13 protein-coding genes are annotated in these 15,879 nt (G+C 46.7%); 7 read left to right on the top strand and 6 right to left on the bottom strand.

Features of this window, described 5'->3' with window-relative positions; genetic code table 11:
- Positions 1–218 precede the first annotated feature (218 nt).
- The 3 genes from JFT56_RS08870 to JFT56_RS08860 all read left to right on the top strand — a co-directional run bounded on the left by JFT56_RS08870 (position 219) and on the right by JFT56_RS08860 (position 2,630).
- A complete protein-coding gene (locus JFT56_RS08870) occupies positions 219–911 on the top strand; it encodes a DUF5343 domain-containing protein (RefSeq protein WP_198783263.1) in 693 nt (230 codons plus the stop codon).
- Complete coding sequence (locus JFT56_RS08865; RefSeq protein ID WP_198783262.1) at positions 911–1,429, top strand: DUF4145 domain-containing protein; 519 nt, start codon at positions 911–913, stop codon at positions 1,427–1,429. The genes JFT56_RS08870 and JFT56_RS08865 overlap by 1 nt, the downstream gene beginning before the upstream one ends.
- Positions 1,430–1,595: 166 nt before the next feature.
- A complete protein-coding gene (locus JFT56_RS08860) occupies positions 1,596–2,630 on the top strand; it encodes a transposase (RefSeq protein WP_198783261.1) in 1,035 nt (344 codons plus the stop codon).
- Between the two features lie 517 nt (positions 2,631–3,147).
- On the opposite strand, the gene ycfP is transcribed toward JFT56_RS08860, so the two are convergent.
- A complete protein-coding gene (gene ycfP, locus JFT56_RS08855; protein ID WP_198783260.1) occupies positions 3,148–3,687 on the bottom strand; it encodes an alpha/beta hydrolase YcfP in 540 nt (179 codons plus the stop codon).
- A gap of 93 nt (positions 3,688–3,780) precedes the next feature.
- Positions 3,781–4,809, bottom strand: a complete 1,029-nt coding sequence (gene nagZ, locus JFT56_RS08850) for a beta-N-acetylhexosaminidase (RefSeq protein WP_198783259.1) — start codon at positions 4,807–4,809, stop codon at positions 3,781–3,783.
- 387 nt (positions 4,810–5,196) lie between these two features.
- On the opposite strand from nagZ, the gene JFT56_RS08845 reads away from it, so the two are divergent.
- Complete coding sequence (locus tag JFT56_RS08845) at positions 5,197–6,573, top strand: L-serine ammonia-lyase (RefSeq protein WP_198783258.1); 1,377 nt, start codon at positions 5,197–5,199, stop codon at positions 6,571–6,573.
- A 133-nt stretch (positions 6,574–6,706) separates the two neighbouring features.
- Here the strand turns inward: JFT56_RS08845 and fghA are convergent, their stop codons facing one another.
- Positions 6,707–7,549, bottom strand: a complete 843-nt coding sequence (gene fghA, locus JFT56_RS08840) for an S-formylglutathione hydrolase (RefSeq protein ID WP_198783257.1) — start codon at positions 7,547–7,549, stop codon at positions 6,707–6,709.
- 176 nt (positions 7,550–7,725) lie between these two features.
- A complete protein-coding gene (locus JFT56_RS08835; RefSeq protein WP_198783256.1) occupies positions 7,726–8,865 on the bottom strand; it encodes an S-(hydroxymethyl)glutathione dehydrogenase/class III alcohol dehydrogenase in 1,140 nt (379 codons plus the stop codon).
- 135 nt (positions 8,866–9,000) lie between these two features.
- On the opposite strand from JFT56_RS08835, the gene JFT56_RS08830 reads away from it, so the two are divergent.
- Positions 9,001–9,879 (top strand): LysR family transcriptional regulator, encoded by an 879-nt coding sequence (locus JFT56_RS08830; protein ID WP_198783255.1) that lies wholly within the window; start codon positions 9,001–9,003, stop codon positions 9,877–9,879.
- A gap of 45 nt (positions 9,880–9,924) precedes the next feature.
- On the opposite strand, the gene JFT56_RS08825 is transcribed toward JFT56_RS08830, so the two are convergent.
- Positions 9,925–11,214 (bottom strand): NAD(P)/FAD-dependent oxidoreductase, encoded by a 1,290-nt coding sequence (locus JFT56_RS08825; protein WP_198783254.1) that lies wholly within the window; start codon positions 11,212–11,214, stop codon positions 9,925–9,927.
- Between the two features lie 393 nt (positions 11,215–11,607).
- Between JFT56_RS08825 and JFT56_RS08820 the strand changes: the two genes are divergently transcribed.
- Together JFT56_RS08820 and JFT56_RS08815 are read left to right on the top strand one after the other, a co-directional pair.
- Positions 11,608–12,225, top strand: coding sequence for a DUF938 domain-containing protein (locus tag JFT56_RS08820; protein WP_198783253.1), 618 nt, complete (start codon positions 11,608–11,610; stop codon positions 12,223–12,225).
- Between the two features lie 171 nt (positions 12,226–12,396).
- On the top strand, positions 12,397–13,410 hold the full coding sequence (locus tag JFT56_RS08815; RefSeq protein WP_198783252.1) for a D-alanine--D-alanine ligase: 1,014 nt from the start codon (positions 12,397–12,399) through the stop codon (positions 13,408–13,410).
- A gap of 151 nt (positions 13,411–13,561) precedes the next feature.
- Here JFT56_RS08815 and JFT56_RS08810 read toward each other — a convergent pair whose 3' ends face one another.
- Positions 13,562–15,802, bottom strand: coding sequence for an EAL domain-containing protein (locus tag JFT56_RS08810; RefSeq protein WP_198783251.1), 2,241 nt, complete (start codon positions 15,800–15,802; stop codon positions 13,562–13,564).
- Positions 15,803–15,879: the final 77 nt, after the last annotated feature.

The raw sequence follows: 15,879 nt of genomic DNA, 5'->3' as shown, positions 1-15,879 counted from the left end.
TAAAGAATGAGAAAGCTAAAACGATATCAATCAACTACCCATCAATCTGTATAAAAAAAACGCTACCGCAAAAAAGCAAATTCCTATAGCATCATCTATATCCCTTTACACGGATGTGGCAGCTGCCAAGTCCAACAAGCGATTTATGCCCTGCAAACAGCGCAGCGCATAAATACTAAGACGTTATAAGTCAAATCATCAAATTAGGAAGTTTTAATATGGCTGAAGAGAAAAAGAAGGGATATCCAAAAATTGCTCAAGCTAACTGGTTTGGTTTGAGAGACAAGCTGAAGCAAAGAGTGCCTAATGAAATAAGTGCTTCATACGTAGCAAGTGCGATGGGAATGGCTGAAGGCTCTGCCAGGGCCAATGTTATCTCGCCCTTAAAACTACTGGGAATAATAAGTGAAGAGTCAAAGCCTACCGAGCTGGCTTACGACTGGCGAGACGACTCTAAATATCCAGAGGTCTGTGAAAAAATAATTGAATCTATATACCCTCAGGAACTACAAGATCTTTTCCACACTGCTGACGCACAACCTGCTGATGTCACATCTTGGTTTATGAGAGATGCAAAAGTCGGAGAGCCTGCTGCAAAAATGTTTGCTTCGACTTATCTAATGCTACTTCAGAAAAGTCCAGATAGTGTGAAAGAGCCAACGAAAGCCAAAGTAGCTAAACCAAAACTCGAAAAAGTAAAATCTGAAAAAAAGGCATTGCCAGAAAAGAATAATAAGGCAAACGTCGAAGAAAAATCTGAGCAGAGTTCAGCTGAGAACAATAGTTCACCTGGCTTTTCACCACGGCTACATATTGATGTTCAAGTTCATATATCACCTGAAAGCTCACCAGAGCAAATAGATAAAATTTTTGAATCTATGGCTAAACATTTGAAAGGTTTTAAGAGCTGATGTTAAACGAAAATGCGTTGCTAACTCTGTCAAAGATTAAAGCTCTTAGTGATGAGTTAAGGGCGAAAAATCCCCCCCCGGAAGATACGGGACATAGCATAGAGCAACCGATAATCTATTTGTCATTGGTAAAAGGGACTCGGGGATATATAGAAAAGCTATCACATCAGATAAATGGAACTTATGAAAATGGCTGGTATGATAGTTGTGCAGTAATGATCAGGCGCCTGATTGAAACTCTTATTATTGAATGCTTTGAATCAAAAGGTATTGCCAACAAAATACAAAATAGTGACGGCGATTTCCTATATTTAAGCGATTTGATTTCAGCAGCTTTATCAGAAAGTTCATGGAATATTGGTCGTAACGCTAAAAAATCACTTAAAGCACTTAAAGATATTGGTGATAAATCAGCCCATAGCAGAAGATTTATTGCTCAGAGGCGGGATATCGACAATGTAATGGCAGATATAAGAAATGTCGTGCAAGAGTTGATTTTTCTGGCATCTCTCAAATGACTTATAACAATAAAATTTTATCGCCAGCAAAAAACGCTGGCTGCTAAAAAAGCAGAAAAAGCAAGGACAGCCACATAAAAAGCAAGGACAGCCACATCTTTTTGTGTTTTTCAGCCCCCTCAACTAGGCTTTAAATTATCCTGATTTTGTCTGTGTGGAGTTTGTGATGACCTCGGCCAGAAGACAGTTAATTGATGCCAGTGCGACGCCTTTCTATCATGTGATAAATCGCTGTGTTCGTAGGGCTTTCTTGTGTGGTGAGGATAAACTCACGGGCCGCAGTTACGAGCATAGACGTGGCTGGATTGTGGGTAAAATCAAGGCATTATCTGCGATTTTTTGCATTGATATTTGCGCCTATGCGGTGATGAGCAACCACTATCATTTAGTGCTTAAAATTGATGTCGACAAGGCAAAATCGTTAACACAAAAAGACATTATCAGCCGCTGGTGTCAAATCACTAAAGGCCATGCCGTCGCCACTAAGTATATGAATGGTGATGCTTTAATCGACGGTGAAGTCATGTTGCTTGATGGCTTACTCGCTGAGTGGCATGAGCGTTTATCCAGCATATCTTGGTTTATGCGCTGTTTAAATGAAGAAATTGCCCGTAAGGCCAATCGTGAAGATGAGTGTAAAGGCGCTTTCTGGGAAGGTCGGTTTAAATCGCAAGCGCTGTTAGATGAGCAAGCTTTGCTGGCATGCATGATGTATGTGGATTTAAATCCAATCAGGGCAGGAATTGCTGACTCTTTGCAATCCTCTGATTTTACATCGATTCAAGAAAGAATTAGCTCGCTAGACCCGCAAGATGACGCTTTTCCCTCACTTAACACACTGGTTCAATCCGCCAATAAACGACCGCAAACAACACACCCATCCCTCGCCAAATTTGATGGTTCAACACATCTAAGTCAACAATCTGGCATTCCATTTCATTTTGCCGATTATCTGGAACTGATAGATTGGACAGGCAGAGCGATTCGCCAAGATAAAAAAGGTTATATCGATAATCAACGACCCAAACTGCTTAATGAATTAGGCATTGCGCCCGATGCTTGGCTCACTTCAGCTAAAGAATTTCGCCGTCAATACAGTGGTATAAGTGGTCGATGGGATGCGATGTGCGAGTTTAAAAAGCAGCACAACAGCGGGAAATGGTGTAAAGGCAAAGCATCAAGCCAAGCGTTACATCCTTAAGCTCTTCATGTTTTTGGTCTTAACAAAACGGCTTTTCTAAGGCATTTATAACTAAATTTTATAAAAAGTTAGTGTTAGATCTAGTCTTTAGAACCTACAGGTTACGCGTGCGCTCGAAAGGCGTGCCATGGTGATTAGCGAGACGACCGTCCGCCCCATGGACGGGGCGGTCGAGCATCCAAGGATGGACTGGCTGCGAGTCGGTGAGTGAATGCCATGACAAGCCTAAATGCGTGGATACCAGTCAACGCTAAACCTCTAAAACCCAAGTTGCCTATCCCCCGCACTGGTTACCAACAAATTTCTATCCAAAACTAACATAGTCAATTTTATAATCTAGAGCCCTCAACGTGCTCTACTTAAAAATATTCCCAATAGCCACAGTCATATTCAAAGTCGCAATGTCCGCCACATGAAGTACAAAATCCAAAACCATAAGGCGGAATAGCCGATGAGATAAACCCACTCCCCTCTTAGATATAAAGAAAGGAGTGATGTGTTTATTCCAAAATATGAATCACGCCAACTTAAACGCTTTTATTTTGGGAAGATGTGCAGCGAGTTGGGGGAATTTATGGGGCTGAACTTCATCCCATTCAATCGAATAATAGGGCTTTAACTCGCTAGCGAGTTGCTGATTATCGAACACCCCATCACTGACAGAAAAAATACACATGGCTCTTTGGGTGTTTTTAAGTCGAAATTGCGATACACATTTATTCGCAATATCGGCATATTCTTCAGGGCGGTCAATCTTGCCCTGCATATTCTCTTCAGGGTGCAAGTTGGGGTTAATTAACACTGATTTTAGGCCGTTTAAAAAGCCAATTCGCTCGGCCCAATATCCCCCGAGCCCAACGCCAACCATCAAAGGCGCTGGGTCGTCGGTATATTGCATCTGCTTAGCCACTTCCTTGAGCAGATGCTGCATATCGTGCCTAGGGTGTAGCGTGCTGTAACTTAATAAACGCACATCGGGGTCAATAAACTGCAACTGCCGCATTTTCTCATGATTACCAGGGCTAGTAGCATCAAATCCGTGAAGATAGAAAATCATATCAAGGCCTTTTAATTGTGTGAGATAACGCGGGTTGTTAACGAGTGACACCCTTTACCCTAGCAAAAGTTTACGCAAGAACCTTGCGTTGCATCAAACTTTTGCCTGTTGTGCCAAACAAATTTGCTCCGCCAACTGTTTTGCATTTTCCCAGCGGGCACTATTCTCCAGCGCCAACGCCGTTTGAGCCGCATTAGGCTTGAGCAAACTGGCGGGATATTGGGGTGCCGCCGCGGGCCAAACAAAGCCCTCTAACAGTGACATCACACCCGGATTATCATTACAGACTAAAATCATGTCACAGCCCGCATCCAATGCAGCCTGTGCACGGCCAAGGTAATCACCAGCAAATGAGGCGCCCTTCATGCCTAAATCATCGGAAAAAATCACCCCTTTAAAGCCCAGTTCCTCACGTAACACCCGTTGCAGCCAATAAGGTGAAAAACCTGCAGGATTAGGATCAATCTTAGGGTAAATAACATGGGCCGGCATGATCCCCGATAATTGTCCTTTCGCTATCAATGCCTTAAAGGGCAAAATATCTTTATTAAAGATAGCTTCGGCTTCGCGATCATCTATGGGTTGGGCGATATGTGAGTCGGCGGCAACACTACCATGGCCGGGGAAATGTTTGCCCACAGCGCCCATACCAGCCTCGGCCATCCCCTCGATAAAACGCTCTGCTAGCGCGATGACCTCAGCGGGATCCGCACTAAAGCTACGCTTACCAATCACTTGGCTTATACCATTCAGATCCAACACTGGCGCAAAACTTAAATCGATATCGCAGGCTAATAACTCAATGGCCATCAAAAAACCCAGCTCACAGGCCCAACGTTTTGCCAGTGCCATATCGCCTTTAGCGGCAGGTAAAATGTCCCCCATCGCCGGAATTAGCGTAAAACCATCCCGAAAACGTTGCACCCGGCCACCTTCATGGTCAACGGCGATCAGAATATCGGGGCGAATTTGGCGGATCTGTTGTACTAAGGAGATCAGCTGCGCGCGGCTCGAAAAATTGCGGGAAAATAGAATTAAGCCACCCACCTGTGGATGGCTAAGCATTGCAGCTTCAGCCTCACTGACATCCACCGAGAGCAAATCCAACATTAAATAACTCATACTTCTCCCTAAAAATATTCATTCATACTCAAAAAATAACCACAATAGCTAAAGTCAGTGTGTGTCACACAAATCACCAAAAAAGCGAACTATTCACTATTACAGCCCTTTTAAAACCGACAATCTTACCCTCTGGCAGGGTAAACCGATATGGCGAGTTAAGCTCAACTTATCCGAAGCCTTTCAAATCAAAAAAACTAATGTGAATTGTCACACGGTTCTATGTGATACTGATAGCAAGAGTATCACACAAGCAGATCCCGTCGAAAAGCTGCCTGCAGTTTGCCAGAGTTTACGTCAACAAGGCTAGCCTGCTTTATACCGGACGGCGAGCAATCCCGTGGGCTCAGACTAGAATAAAAAGTAAGACACAACAGGACTTCAACCATGATTAGCGTATTTGATATGTTCAAGATCGGCATTGGCCCTTCGAGTTCACATACTGTCGGCCCAATGAAAGCGGGCAAAATTTTTATGCAGCACCTCGCCGACGGCGATCTTATTTCCCAAGTGGATGAACTAAGAGCCGAACTCTTTGGCTCCCTCGGACAAACAGGTAAAGGCCACGGTACAGGTAAAGCCGTCATTTTAGGTCTGATGGGTGAAGATCCTGAAACCGTCGATACCGACAGCATAGATGGCATCCTTGAGCATGTATCTAAGAGTGAAACCCTAACACTCAGCACCGGGAAAATCGTTAAATTTACCCGTGAAGACGGCATTACCTACCACAGACGTAAAACCCTGCCAGCCCACGCCAATGCGATGACCTTATACGCCTACAGCAAGGATAAATGCATTTTCGAACGCACTTACTATTCTGTCGGCGGCGGCTTTATCTTAGATGAAGATGAAATCAGCCAGCGTAATGCATCGCCAGCCTCACAAATTGAATCGGCACCTTTTGATTTTGTGAGTGCGGCTCACTTACTGGAATTATGCGGAGAACAAGGTCTCAGCATTTCTTCTTTAATGATGGCGAACGAACTGAGTTTAGCCAGCGAAGAGGAAGTCAAAGCCAAGCTGTGGAATATTTGGCAGACCATGAAAACCTGTATCGAGCGCGGTTATCAGAAGGAAGGTATTTTACCCGGCGGCTTAAAACTGCGTCGCCGCGCCCCTGCACTGTACCGCCGCCTGAAAGCCGAAGGCCGTAACAATGTCGATCCATTAACGGCTATGGATTGGGTTGATTTATTCGCCCTGTCGGTCAACGAGCAAAATGCCGCCGGCGATCGCGTTGTCACAGCACCAACTAACGGTGCAGCCGGGATTATTCCTGCGGTTTTATGCTATTACGACACCTTCGTACAAGAAGTGGATATCGATGTCTGCGCCCGTTATTTATTAACTGCCGCCGCGATTGGTATTTTGTACAAGAAAAATGCTTCGATTTCGGGCGCCGAAGTCGGCTGCCAAGGTGAAGTGGGCGTGGCCTGCTCTATGGCCGCTGGCGCTCTGACTGAGATCATGGGCGGCACGGTTGAGCACGTTGAAAACGCGGCTGAAATCGGCATGGAACATAACTTAGGTCTAACCTGCGATCCTGTGGGCGGCCTAGTGCAAGTGCCTTGTATCGAACGTAATGCCATGGGCGCGATCAAAGCGATCAACGCCTCGCGTATGGCCCTACGCGGTGACGGTAACCATAAGGTTTCACTGGATAAAGTGATCAAAACCATGATGGACACCGGCAAAGATATGCGCAGCAAATACAAAGAAACCGCCAAAGGCGGCCTAGCGGTCAACATTGTTGAGTGTTGAGTACTTAGTACTGAGTGATGAGTGTTGAGTGTTAGTTCACTCTTGCTAACCGCTTCAATCGCACCATAAAAAATGCCGCAACTCAGTGAGTTGCGGCATTTTTATTTAGCTACTTTACGGCTGAATCGGCTATTTACGGCTTAAAGTACAAGCTATGAAACTTCAGGTGCTCTTCAATAAAGCTCGCGATAAAGTAGTAGCTGTGATCGTACCCCGGCTGCATCCGCACATCTAAGGGATAACCCTTAGCATGGGCGATATCCACCAGGGATTGTGGCATCAATTGGGTGTCTAAAAAGCTGTCGGCCTCACCTTGGTCAATCAGTACTGGCACTTCACTAATCGCGAGCTTAAGCAACTCACAGGCATCATACTGGCGCCAATGTTCACGATTTTCACCCAAATACTCGCTAAAGGCTTTAATGCCCCAAGGCGCATTACTTGGATTCGAAATCGGGCTAAAGGCCGAAATGGAGCTGTATCTGTGCGGATTACTCAGGCCAATCACCAAAGCCCCATGACCGCCCATAGAATGGCCGGATATAGCGCGCTGGGTAGTGACGGGAAAATGCGCTTCAATCAAGGTAGGTAGCTCATGGACTATGTAATCGTACATTTTGTAATGACGATTCCACGGCGCCTTAGTCGCATTGAGGTAAAAGCCCGCACCTAAGCCTAAATCGTAGGCTTTATCCGCCGCATCGGGCACATCATCACCGCGAGGACTGGTATCGGGGGCGACAATCGCCATCCCAAGTGCTGCCGCCATACGCTGGGCGCCCGCTTTCTGCATAAAGTTTTCATCGGTGCAGGTTAAACCCGAGAGCCAATACAGCACAGGCACAGGTCTATTCACCGCTTCTGGTGGCAGATAAATGGCAAAGCGCATCTCGCAATTAAGCGCCTGAGATTGATGGCGATATTGCTTATGCCAACCGCCGAAACTCTTGTTACAACTGATATTTTCTATGGTCATACAAGTCCTTTTAAGCTCAATCTGTTAGCGTTTGTCTTAACGTTTTTCTTAACGCTTGTCTTAAGCATTAGTCATGGCGCTGATCGTCTGAACCTTAGCAACACAGCAGACAGATTTGCACCTGTCTGCCCGTTAGTCACAGCAAGCTGAAGCATCAACTTAGCGTGCAAAATCGCTTATTTATCAAAATGGATCACGCTGCGGATGCTCTTACCTTGGTGCATCAACTCGAACGCTTCATTGATTTGCTCAAGTCCCATAGTATGGGTGATAAAATCGTCGAGCTTAAACTCACCCGCTAAGTAACGCTCAACAATGTGTGGCAGTTCTGAGCGCCCTTTCACGCCACCAAAGGCGGAGCCGCGCCAAACGCGGCCAGTCACCAATTGGAATGGACGGGTTGAAATCTCTTGGCCAGCACCGGCAACACCGATTATCACCGACTCGCCCCAGCCCTTATGGCAACACTCAAGCGCGCTACGCATCACGTTGACGTTGCCGATACACTCGAAGGAGTAATCCACGCCGCCGTCGGTCATCTCAACGATCACCTCTTGAATTGGCTTATCGAAATTCTTTGGATTAATACAATCGGTCGCACCGAGTTTTTTGGCTAACTCAAACTTTGACTCGTTGATATCAATCGCAATAATGCGGCTGGCTTTCGCCATCGTTGCCCCAATGACTGCCGATAAACCGATCCCGCCGAGGCCGAAAATCGCCACGGTCGCACCTTCTTCCACTTTGGCCGTGTTCATCACAGCGCCCATACCTGTGGTTACGCCGCAGCCCAGCAGACAAATTTCCTCTAATGGCGCGCTCTTATTGACTTTAGCCAATGAGATTTCAGGTAAAACGGTATATTCAGAGAAGGTCGAGCAGCCCATGTAATGGAAAATAGGCTTGCCATCGAGATAGAAACGCGTGGTGCCATCGGGCATTAAGCCTTTACCTTGGGTCGCACGAATTTTTTGGCACAGGTTCGTCTTGCCCGATAGGCAGAACTTACACTCGCCGCATTCTGGAGTATAAAGTGGGATCACATGATCGCCCACTTGCACGCTGGTCACGCCCTCGCCCACTTGCTCAACAATACCGCCGCCTTCGTGGCCTAAAATCGCCGGGAATACCCCTTCAGGATCATCACCGCTCAAGGTAAAGGCATCCGTGTGGCACACGCCCGTGGCGACAATGCGCACTAAGACTTCGCCCGCTTTAGGTAACATCACATCCACTTCTTCAATCTTAAGGGGTTGGCCCGGCCCCCAGGCAACGGCGGCCTTTGATTTAATAAACTGTGGTGCTTGATTTGACATGTTAATTCCTTCCTCTGGTATGCAGTGACTCGTATCCCCAAAAACGACTGGGGCTATGGATAAACCTGATTGTATTTATTTCCTAATGATTGATAATCTAGCATTCTTGCAATTCATTTTTACTGAGTAACAACAATGTATCTCTGGGATGGTATTTCTGAGTTTGTCGCCGTGGCCGAGACTGAAAGCTTTACCTTGGCCTCACAGCGTCTCAATATTTCTATCGCCCACGTAAGTCGCCAAATCGCGGCATTGGAAAATCGCCTCGGCACAAAGCTGTTTTACCGCACCACCCGCAAAGTCTCGCTCACCGAAGAAGGCACGATTTATTATCGCCATTGCCGCCAATTACAAACGGGGTTAGAAGAAGCCGAGCGCGCCATCTCCAACCTAAAGGACTCACCCCAAGGCTTAGTCAAGCTCACGGCGCCAGTGGCCTATGGCGAGAAATTTATCATGCCGTTACTCAATGATTTTATGGTGCAATATCCAAGTATTGAATTTAGCGTTGACCTCACCAATCGCACCTTGGACTTGATTGAAGGCGGTTATGATCTGGCTATTCGCCTCGGAAAACTCGCCGATTCAAGCCTGATGGCCAAACCGCTCAGCAGCCGCACTCACTATGTCGCCGCCTCACCAAGCTATGTAGAAAAATACGGCCAGCCCCATACCTTATCCGAACTCAGCCAGCACAATTGTTTGATCGGGAATCATAATTACTGGCGCTTTGTGGAAAATGGCCGCGAGCGTAATATTAAAGTGCGCGGCAATCTCAACTGTAATAGCGGCTACGCATTAAGGGATGCGGCGCTTAAGGGCATTGGAATAGTGCAACTACCTGATTATTATATTGAAGAAGATATTCAAGCCGGACGTTTACTCTCTTTCCTTGACAGTCACCGCGAAGCCAAAGAAGGCATTTGGGCACTCTATCCGCAAAACCGCCACCTGTCGGCCAAGGTCCGCGTGTTAGTCGATTATCTTGCCGAAAAACTCATCGAACAAAATTAAGTGATGTTTGAGCAAATTGATTGGTAGCAGGCAAAACGGCGCAAACTAACGCCAATTTTCCCGCATGGTGTAATACAACATGCCTAAGGCAAGCGCTTGATTGCCAAACCATTCATTTAACGGGATGCGGATATGGCGCATGGCGGCAAACAGGTCAAACTCACGCAGTTGTCCATCCATCGCATTGGCCATGATCTCGGCCATAATGTGCGATGTCGCTACTCCGTGCCCAGAATAGCCTTGGCAATAGAATACATTAGGCGACACTTTACCGAGCTGCGGGATGCGGTTAATCACAATTCCCGCCATTCCGGCCCAAGCAAATTCGATATCAACGCCCTTTAATTGCGGAAAGGTGCGCTCAATCGCGGGCCGCAGTTCCGCAGCCACATTTTTAGGATCGCGGCCGCTGTAGTTAGTGCCGCCGCCGAACATCAGCCGTTTATCCGCGGTCAGGCGATAGTAATCCAGTACAAAGCGGCAATCGTACACGGCTAAATCCTGCGGATTGATTTGCAAAGCGATATCATCGGGCAAAATTGCCGTGGCACAATTGCCCAAAGAGGCAGGGAACAACATGCCGCGCAGTTTTGGACGGGCGAGTTTATGGTAGGCATTCCCCGCGATCAGCACACTGTTGGCGCGCACTTTTCCCTTGGCGGTGATAACAGTCGCCACATCGCCCTCCTCAATATCGAGCACGGGCGAGTGTTCAAAGATGAGAGCCCCCAGATCTGCTGCGGCGCGAGCTTCACCTAGGCACAGATTTACTGAGTGCAAATGCATATTGCGCCGATTGACTAAGCCGCCGTGATACAAGGGTGAGCCTAAATAGGCGGGCATTTCATCGGCGGATACCAGCGTCATAAATTCACCCATGCCGCGGCACTGCGCCTCGTCATGCATCGCCCTAAGCTCCTGCATGTGCTTTGGCTGGTAAGCGGTTTGGATATGACCAAACTTTAAATCACAGTCTATGCCGTACTTGGCTACCCGATTTTTAATAATGTCGTGGCCGCGCCAACGCATATTCCACACATAATCTTCAGCCTCATGGCCGATTTGGCGGCGCAGCTGTTTTGTCATCGCAACATCGCCGGACAAACTGCCCGTCACCTGCCCACCGTTGCGTCCGGTCGCGCCCCACGCAACTTTATTGGCCTCAATAAGCGCGACTTTATAGCCCTTCTCGGATAACTCCAGCGCCGTTGCCACACCGGTAAAACCACCACCGACAATGGCTACATCGACTCGAATGTCGCCTTCAAGCGCAGGATAATCTGACTCTTGGTCAATGGTGGCATTGTAATAGGAGGCACAGCGTTCTGCGGGCATAACATTCCTTTGGCAATAATTAATGGCAATAGTGGCTTAAGTCTTGATAGTGGCAGCCGGTCAAAAACCAGTATCCGAGGATGGCAAGCGTTAATTTGTTTTATATTTTTTACACTTGTTCAATATTGCGAGTATAACTAAGTTCAAAATGCCGTCAAGCTGGGATATCGAGGCTTACCCTTTCCCCGAGCTTAGGTTAGGCTATTAGCTTAGGTTATGAGGCGATACCGACACTCTCCACTCTTCATACTCCCACTCTTAACCTGGCCAGTTGGAGTCAATAGAGATCGCTAACTTATGCGGCAACACTCGCAGCAATACACACGGCAACACTCGCAGCAACAAAAGATAGTTAGATTTTAATAAATAAACCAATAGGTTACAAAGCATACTATGTTAACACTGCCCTTTTCCCAAGCCTGTGAAAACAACAAAGCGCCCATTCTAGCCCTGTTAACACAGGCCTTTTCCCAAAGCCAACATGTGCTCGAAATTGGCAGTGGCACGGCGCAACATGCCGTCTATTTTGCGGCGAATCTGCCCCATCTGATTTGGCAAACCAGCGATCAGCCTGAGTATCTTGCGGCAATCAAAGCCAGATGCGAGCAGGAAGCCCTGTTGCCAAACCCCGCATCGAATATACGCTTACCGCTATGCCTTGATGTCACTCAGCCATGGCCAACCCATAGTCTCACGCCCGATATTGATGCGGTATTTACCGCTAATACCTTGCATATTATGAGTAAAGAGATGGTGGAAGCCTTTTTTAGCGGCCTAGGCGCCAATCTGCCGCAGCTAAACACCCTGTGCATTTATGGTCCCTTTAACTATCAAGGCCAATTTACCAGTGACAGCAATCGCCAGTTTGATGCATTTTTGAGGCAGCGTGACCCCGCAAGTGGGATCCGGGATATTGAATGGATCTGTAAGCTAGCCAATGCACATGGTTTTTCACTCAAACAGGATTTTGCCATGCCGGCCAATAATCGTTTGCTGCATTTTAGTCGCTAAGCCAAAGCGCCCTAGGGATATGCTGCGTTAAAATTCACCACTCGATCACTGTCCTATGCCACAGCCCTTGCGCTGATGGGGATAAGAAAACTAAGATGGCAACGGCTATGTTATAGGATGCAGGATAAGCGTTCACTACCCGCTCCGATTTTGCTCACTTGAGGAATCCCAATGTCTAAGATCAATCTACTTTTGCTGTGCGGCGGTGGAAGTGCGGAACACGATATTTCCCTAATGTCGGCTAATTATTTTGAAACCTCATTGGCAAAATCCGATCAGTTTTCCGTCCTACGCGTTGAGCTGGATAAATTTGGCCAGTACCGCACCGCGGCGGGTGACGATTGTGAACTCACAAATAACCGTGAGATCCGCTTTCGTGATGAAACTAAAGCCCCTTGGCCAGTGGATTATGTTATCCCTTGCATCCACGGTTATCCCGGGGAAACCGGCGATATTCAATCCTATTTTAATTTGATCCAATTGCCCTATTTTGGCTGTGAATCCGAAGCCAGCAGTAATTGTTTCAACAAAATTACCGCCAAAATGTGGTTCTCGGCCTTAGGGATCCCCAACACGCCCTATATTTTCCTCCATCAATACGATGAGGATGCCATTGCCCAAACCCAAACGGCATTAGCCCAGTGGGGTTCCATCTTCATTAAGGCCGCTTCTCAGGGGTCATCCGTTGGTTGTTACAAAGTCGACACTAGCCACAATGTCGCCGCAGTCCTTAAGGATGCCTTTGGTTACGCCCCCTATGTTGTGGTTGAAAAAACCATTAATGCAAGGGAGTTAGAAGTCGCGGTATACGAATACAAGGGTGAAATTGTGGCAACCCTGCCGGGTGAAATCATCTGCGACAGCAATACGTTTTACACCTTCGATGAAAAATACGCTAAGAACAGCAAGGCCCGCACCGACGTGGTCGCGCAAAATGTGCCTATTGAGATCAGCGATCAAATTCGTGCCTATGCCATTAAAGCCTTTACCGGCATGAAGCTGCGACACCTATCGCGCATCGATTTTTTCTTAACCGCTGACAATGAAATTTTACTAAATGAAATCAATACCTTCCCAGGTTTAACTCCGATTTCAATGTTCCCTAAAATGCTGCAAAATCACGGTCACGATTTCACTGACTATTTAAGTGTGGTGATCAACAGCCAAGTGACGCCTAAAGCCTAATACACTAAGTTGCAGATTTAAAAACGAAGCTGTGGGCTTTAAAATATAAGCTTCTGTTTTTAAAAAATAATCTACTGTTTTAAAGCATAAAGAGCGCCCTTAGGCGCTCTTTCTTTTAATAGAACAAATTCAGATGAAGGGAAAACCCTTTCTAGGCTTGCTTAGCTAGCAACTCAAAAAAAGCCGCCTTAGTCATAGGTTTATGGAAGAGATAACCTTGGATCTCTTGAATATGATTGGCGACCACAAACCTAAGCTGCGATTCATTCTCCACCCCTTCCGCCGTGACACTGAGGTTTAGCGCATGGCTCAAACGCACTATTGCCTCCACTAACGCCTCATGGCGCTCACCTTCCTCTAGTCGGTCGATAAAGCTTTTATCAATCTTAATCTGATCAATTGGAAAGTTGGCTAAATAGGATAAAGAGGAGTAGCCAGTACCAAAATCATCTAAAGCAATTTTTACGCCTCTGCCACGTAACTCATTTAATACTTTGATTAAATGCATATGTTGCTTCATCAACAGCGATTCAGTGATCTCCAGCGTAATCAACTGGTAGGGAAAATCCACTCGGCCCAAATCATCAATGATATCGGCGAAGGAGTCACAAAACTCATCCTGCAACTCATGGGACCAAAACTCAAAGGTAGAGACGTTAATGGCTAAACTGATGGGCCAGCCATGGGCCTGCATCTCTAAAATGGTTTCCATCACACTTCGGCGGACATTACGGCCAATATCCACGATTAAACCGCTATTCTCGGCGATGGGGATAAACTCATCGGGGGGGATAAATTGGCCCTCATGTTGCCAACGCAATAACACTTCGGCCCGCACAATTAAGCCAGTGCTTGCATTTACAATAGGTTGGAAATAAAGCTCGAATGCCTTTTGATCTAAGGCTTGCTTAAGCAAAGTGTGTAAATTGGCGACTCGCTCCGCATTTTGCTGCATTTGCTCGGTAAAAAAATGATAACGATTGCGCCCATTTGCCTTAGAAATATACATGGCCTGATCGGCGCAGTTTAACAATTGCTCTAAATCGAGCGCATCCTCCGGAAAACGTGCGATCCCGATACTGACAGAGCTATAAACGCCTTTGTCCTTAGATAATTCATAGCGGCGATAAACATGCTTATTAATGGTCTCAGCAAGCTGTGAAAGCTCTTTTTGGGTCACCACGCCCGGTAATAACAACGCAAACTCATCTCCCCCAAGGCGAGAAAACACTATGCTGTCATTCAAGCAAGCCTTAATTTGTTCGACAACTTGGATCAATAACATGTCGCCTTTGTCGTGCCCATAGGTATCGTTAACTTGCTTAAAATTATCTAAGTCCATCAACATAAAGCTAAAACCTGGGGTTAAACTGTCGGCGGTAATCAGCTCTTGGATTTGCCGGAATAAGGCATTCCGGTTGGCAAGCCCCGTGAGGGAGTCATTATTGGCTTGGTATTTAATCAACTGCGCCGCTTTCTTACGCTCGCTGATATCCGAAAATAGCCAAGCAAAGCCATTTTGAGTGCTGTGGGGTTCACGAAATACGGTAACGGTAAGATCGAGATGAAAATGTTCACCATTGCCCCGCAGGCCAATTAACTCGCCCTGCCACATTTTTCCTTCGCCAAGATGCTGAAACAGCATATCGACTTCATGGGGCTCTGAGGGTGAGAGGAATAAAGCGGGATTAAACTCACGGGAAACAAGTGTTTGAGGTTGGACGATTTGGCTAAATGCCCGGTTGGCATATAACACATTATTAGACGCATTGGTGATCACTAAGGCCAAAGGGAGGCGATCAAATATTTTCACGGCTAATCGCTGAAACTCCATCGAACGGCTACGTTCTATGGCAAGGCTGGCTAATCTTGCGGCCTCGGCAATTAAGGTTAAATCCTGTGGTGTCGGGGATTTAACTTCGTCATAGTACATGGCAAAGGTCCCCAGCACTTTGCCATGACTATCTTTGATAGGTTCAGACCAACAGGACTTAAGGCCCGCACTCAGTGGAATCGCTTTATACTTTTCCCAAAAGGGATGCTTAGCGATATCTTCAACAATCACCCTTTCACCCGTAAAAGCGGCGGTGCCGCAGGAGCCAACATCAGGGCCTATCTCAACCCCATGAATAGCTTGATTATAATTATCGGGTAAATGGGGAGCCGCGCCAAAGAGCAAGCGTTTGCCATCATCGCTGAGCAACAGAACAGATGCACGAGTACCAATACGCTGGGCTTCAATTTTAAGCACAAGCGCGTGGAGAATTTCACCGAGGGGAGCGCCGTTAAGCAACATAGAGAGAATGCCGCTATAACATTCGAGACTCACATCATGGTCGAGAGTGAGTGGGATCCCGTCGAGTTTCACTGAGACATTAATGCCTTCGTCCATACATCCCTTAAAAGTTTAGCGGGCAGATAAACTGTTACTAAGGTCAGCAACCTTTGTAAACTAAGGGTGAATTTTAG

It is taken from the genome of Shewanella putrefaciens, assembly GCF_016406305.1.
GTDB lineage: Bacteria > Pseudomonadota > Gammaproteobacteria > Enterobacterales > Shewanellaceae > Shewanella > Shewanella putrefaciens_C.
This window is presented reverse-complemented; position numbering and strand designations above follow the sequence as displayed.

Coding starts and splice junctions, on each gene's coding strand:
- JFT56_RS08870 (WP_198783263.1), top strand. CDS start 219: ATGGCTGAAGAGAAAAAGAAGGGATATCCAAAAATTGCTCAAGCTAAC.
- JFT56_RS08865 (WP_198783262.1), top strand. CDS start 911: ATGTTAAACGAAAATGCGTTGCTAACTCTGTCAAAGATTAAAGCTCTT.
- JFT56_RS08860 (WP_198783261.1), top strand. CDS start 1,596: ATGACCTCGGCCAGAAGACAGTTAATTGATGCCAGTGCGACGCCTTTC.
- ycfP (WP_198783260.1), bottom strand. CDS start 3,687: ATGATTTTCTATCTTCACGGATTTGATGCTACTAGCCCTGGTAATCAT.
- nagZ (WP_198783259.1), bottom strand. CDS start 4,809: ATGAGTTATTTAATGTTGGATTTGCTCTCGGTGGATGTCAGTGAGGCT.
- JFT56_RS08845 (WP_198783258.1), top strand. CDS start 5,197: ATGATTAGCGTATTTGATATGTTCAAGATCGGCATTGGCCCTTCGAGT.
- fghA (WP_198783257.1), bottom strand. CDS start 7,549: ATGACCATAGAAAATATCAGTTGTAACAAGAGTTTCGGCGGTTGGCAT.
- JFT56_RS08835 (WP_198783256.1), bottom strand. CDS start 8,865: ATGTCAAATCAAGCACCACAGTTTATTAAATCAAAGGCCGCCGTTGCC.
- JFT56_RS08830 (WP_198783255.1), top strand. CDS start 9,001: ATGTATCTCTGGGATGGTATTTCTGAGTTTGTCGCCGTGGCCGAGACT.
- JFT56_RS08825 (WP_198783254.1), bottom strand. CDS start 11,214: ATGCCCGCAGAACGCTGTGCCTCCTATTACAATGCCACCATTGACCAA.
- JFT56_RS08820 (WP_198783253.1), top strand. CDS start 11,608: ATGTTAACACTGCCCTTTTCCCAAGCCTGTGAAAACAACAAAGCGCCC.
- JFT56_RS08815 (WP_198783252.1), top strand. CDS start 12,397: ATGTCTAAGATCAATCTACTTTTGCTGTGCGGCGGTGGAAGTGCGGAA.
- JFT56_RS08810 (WP_198783251.1), bottom strand. CDS start 15,802: ATGGACGAAGGCATTAATGTCTCAGTGAAACTCGACGGGATCCCACTC.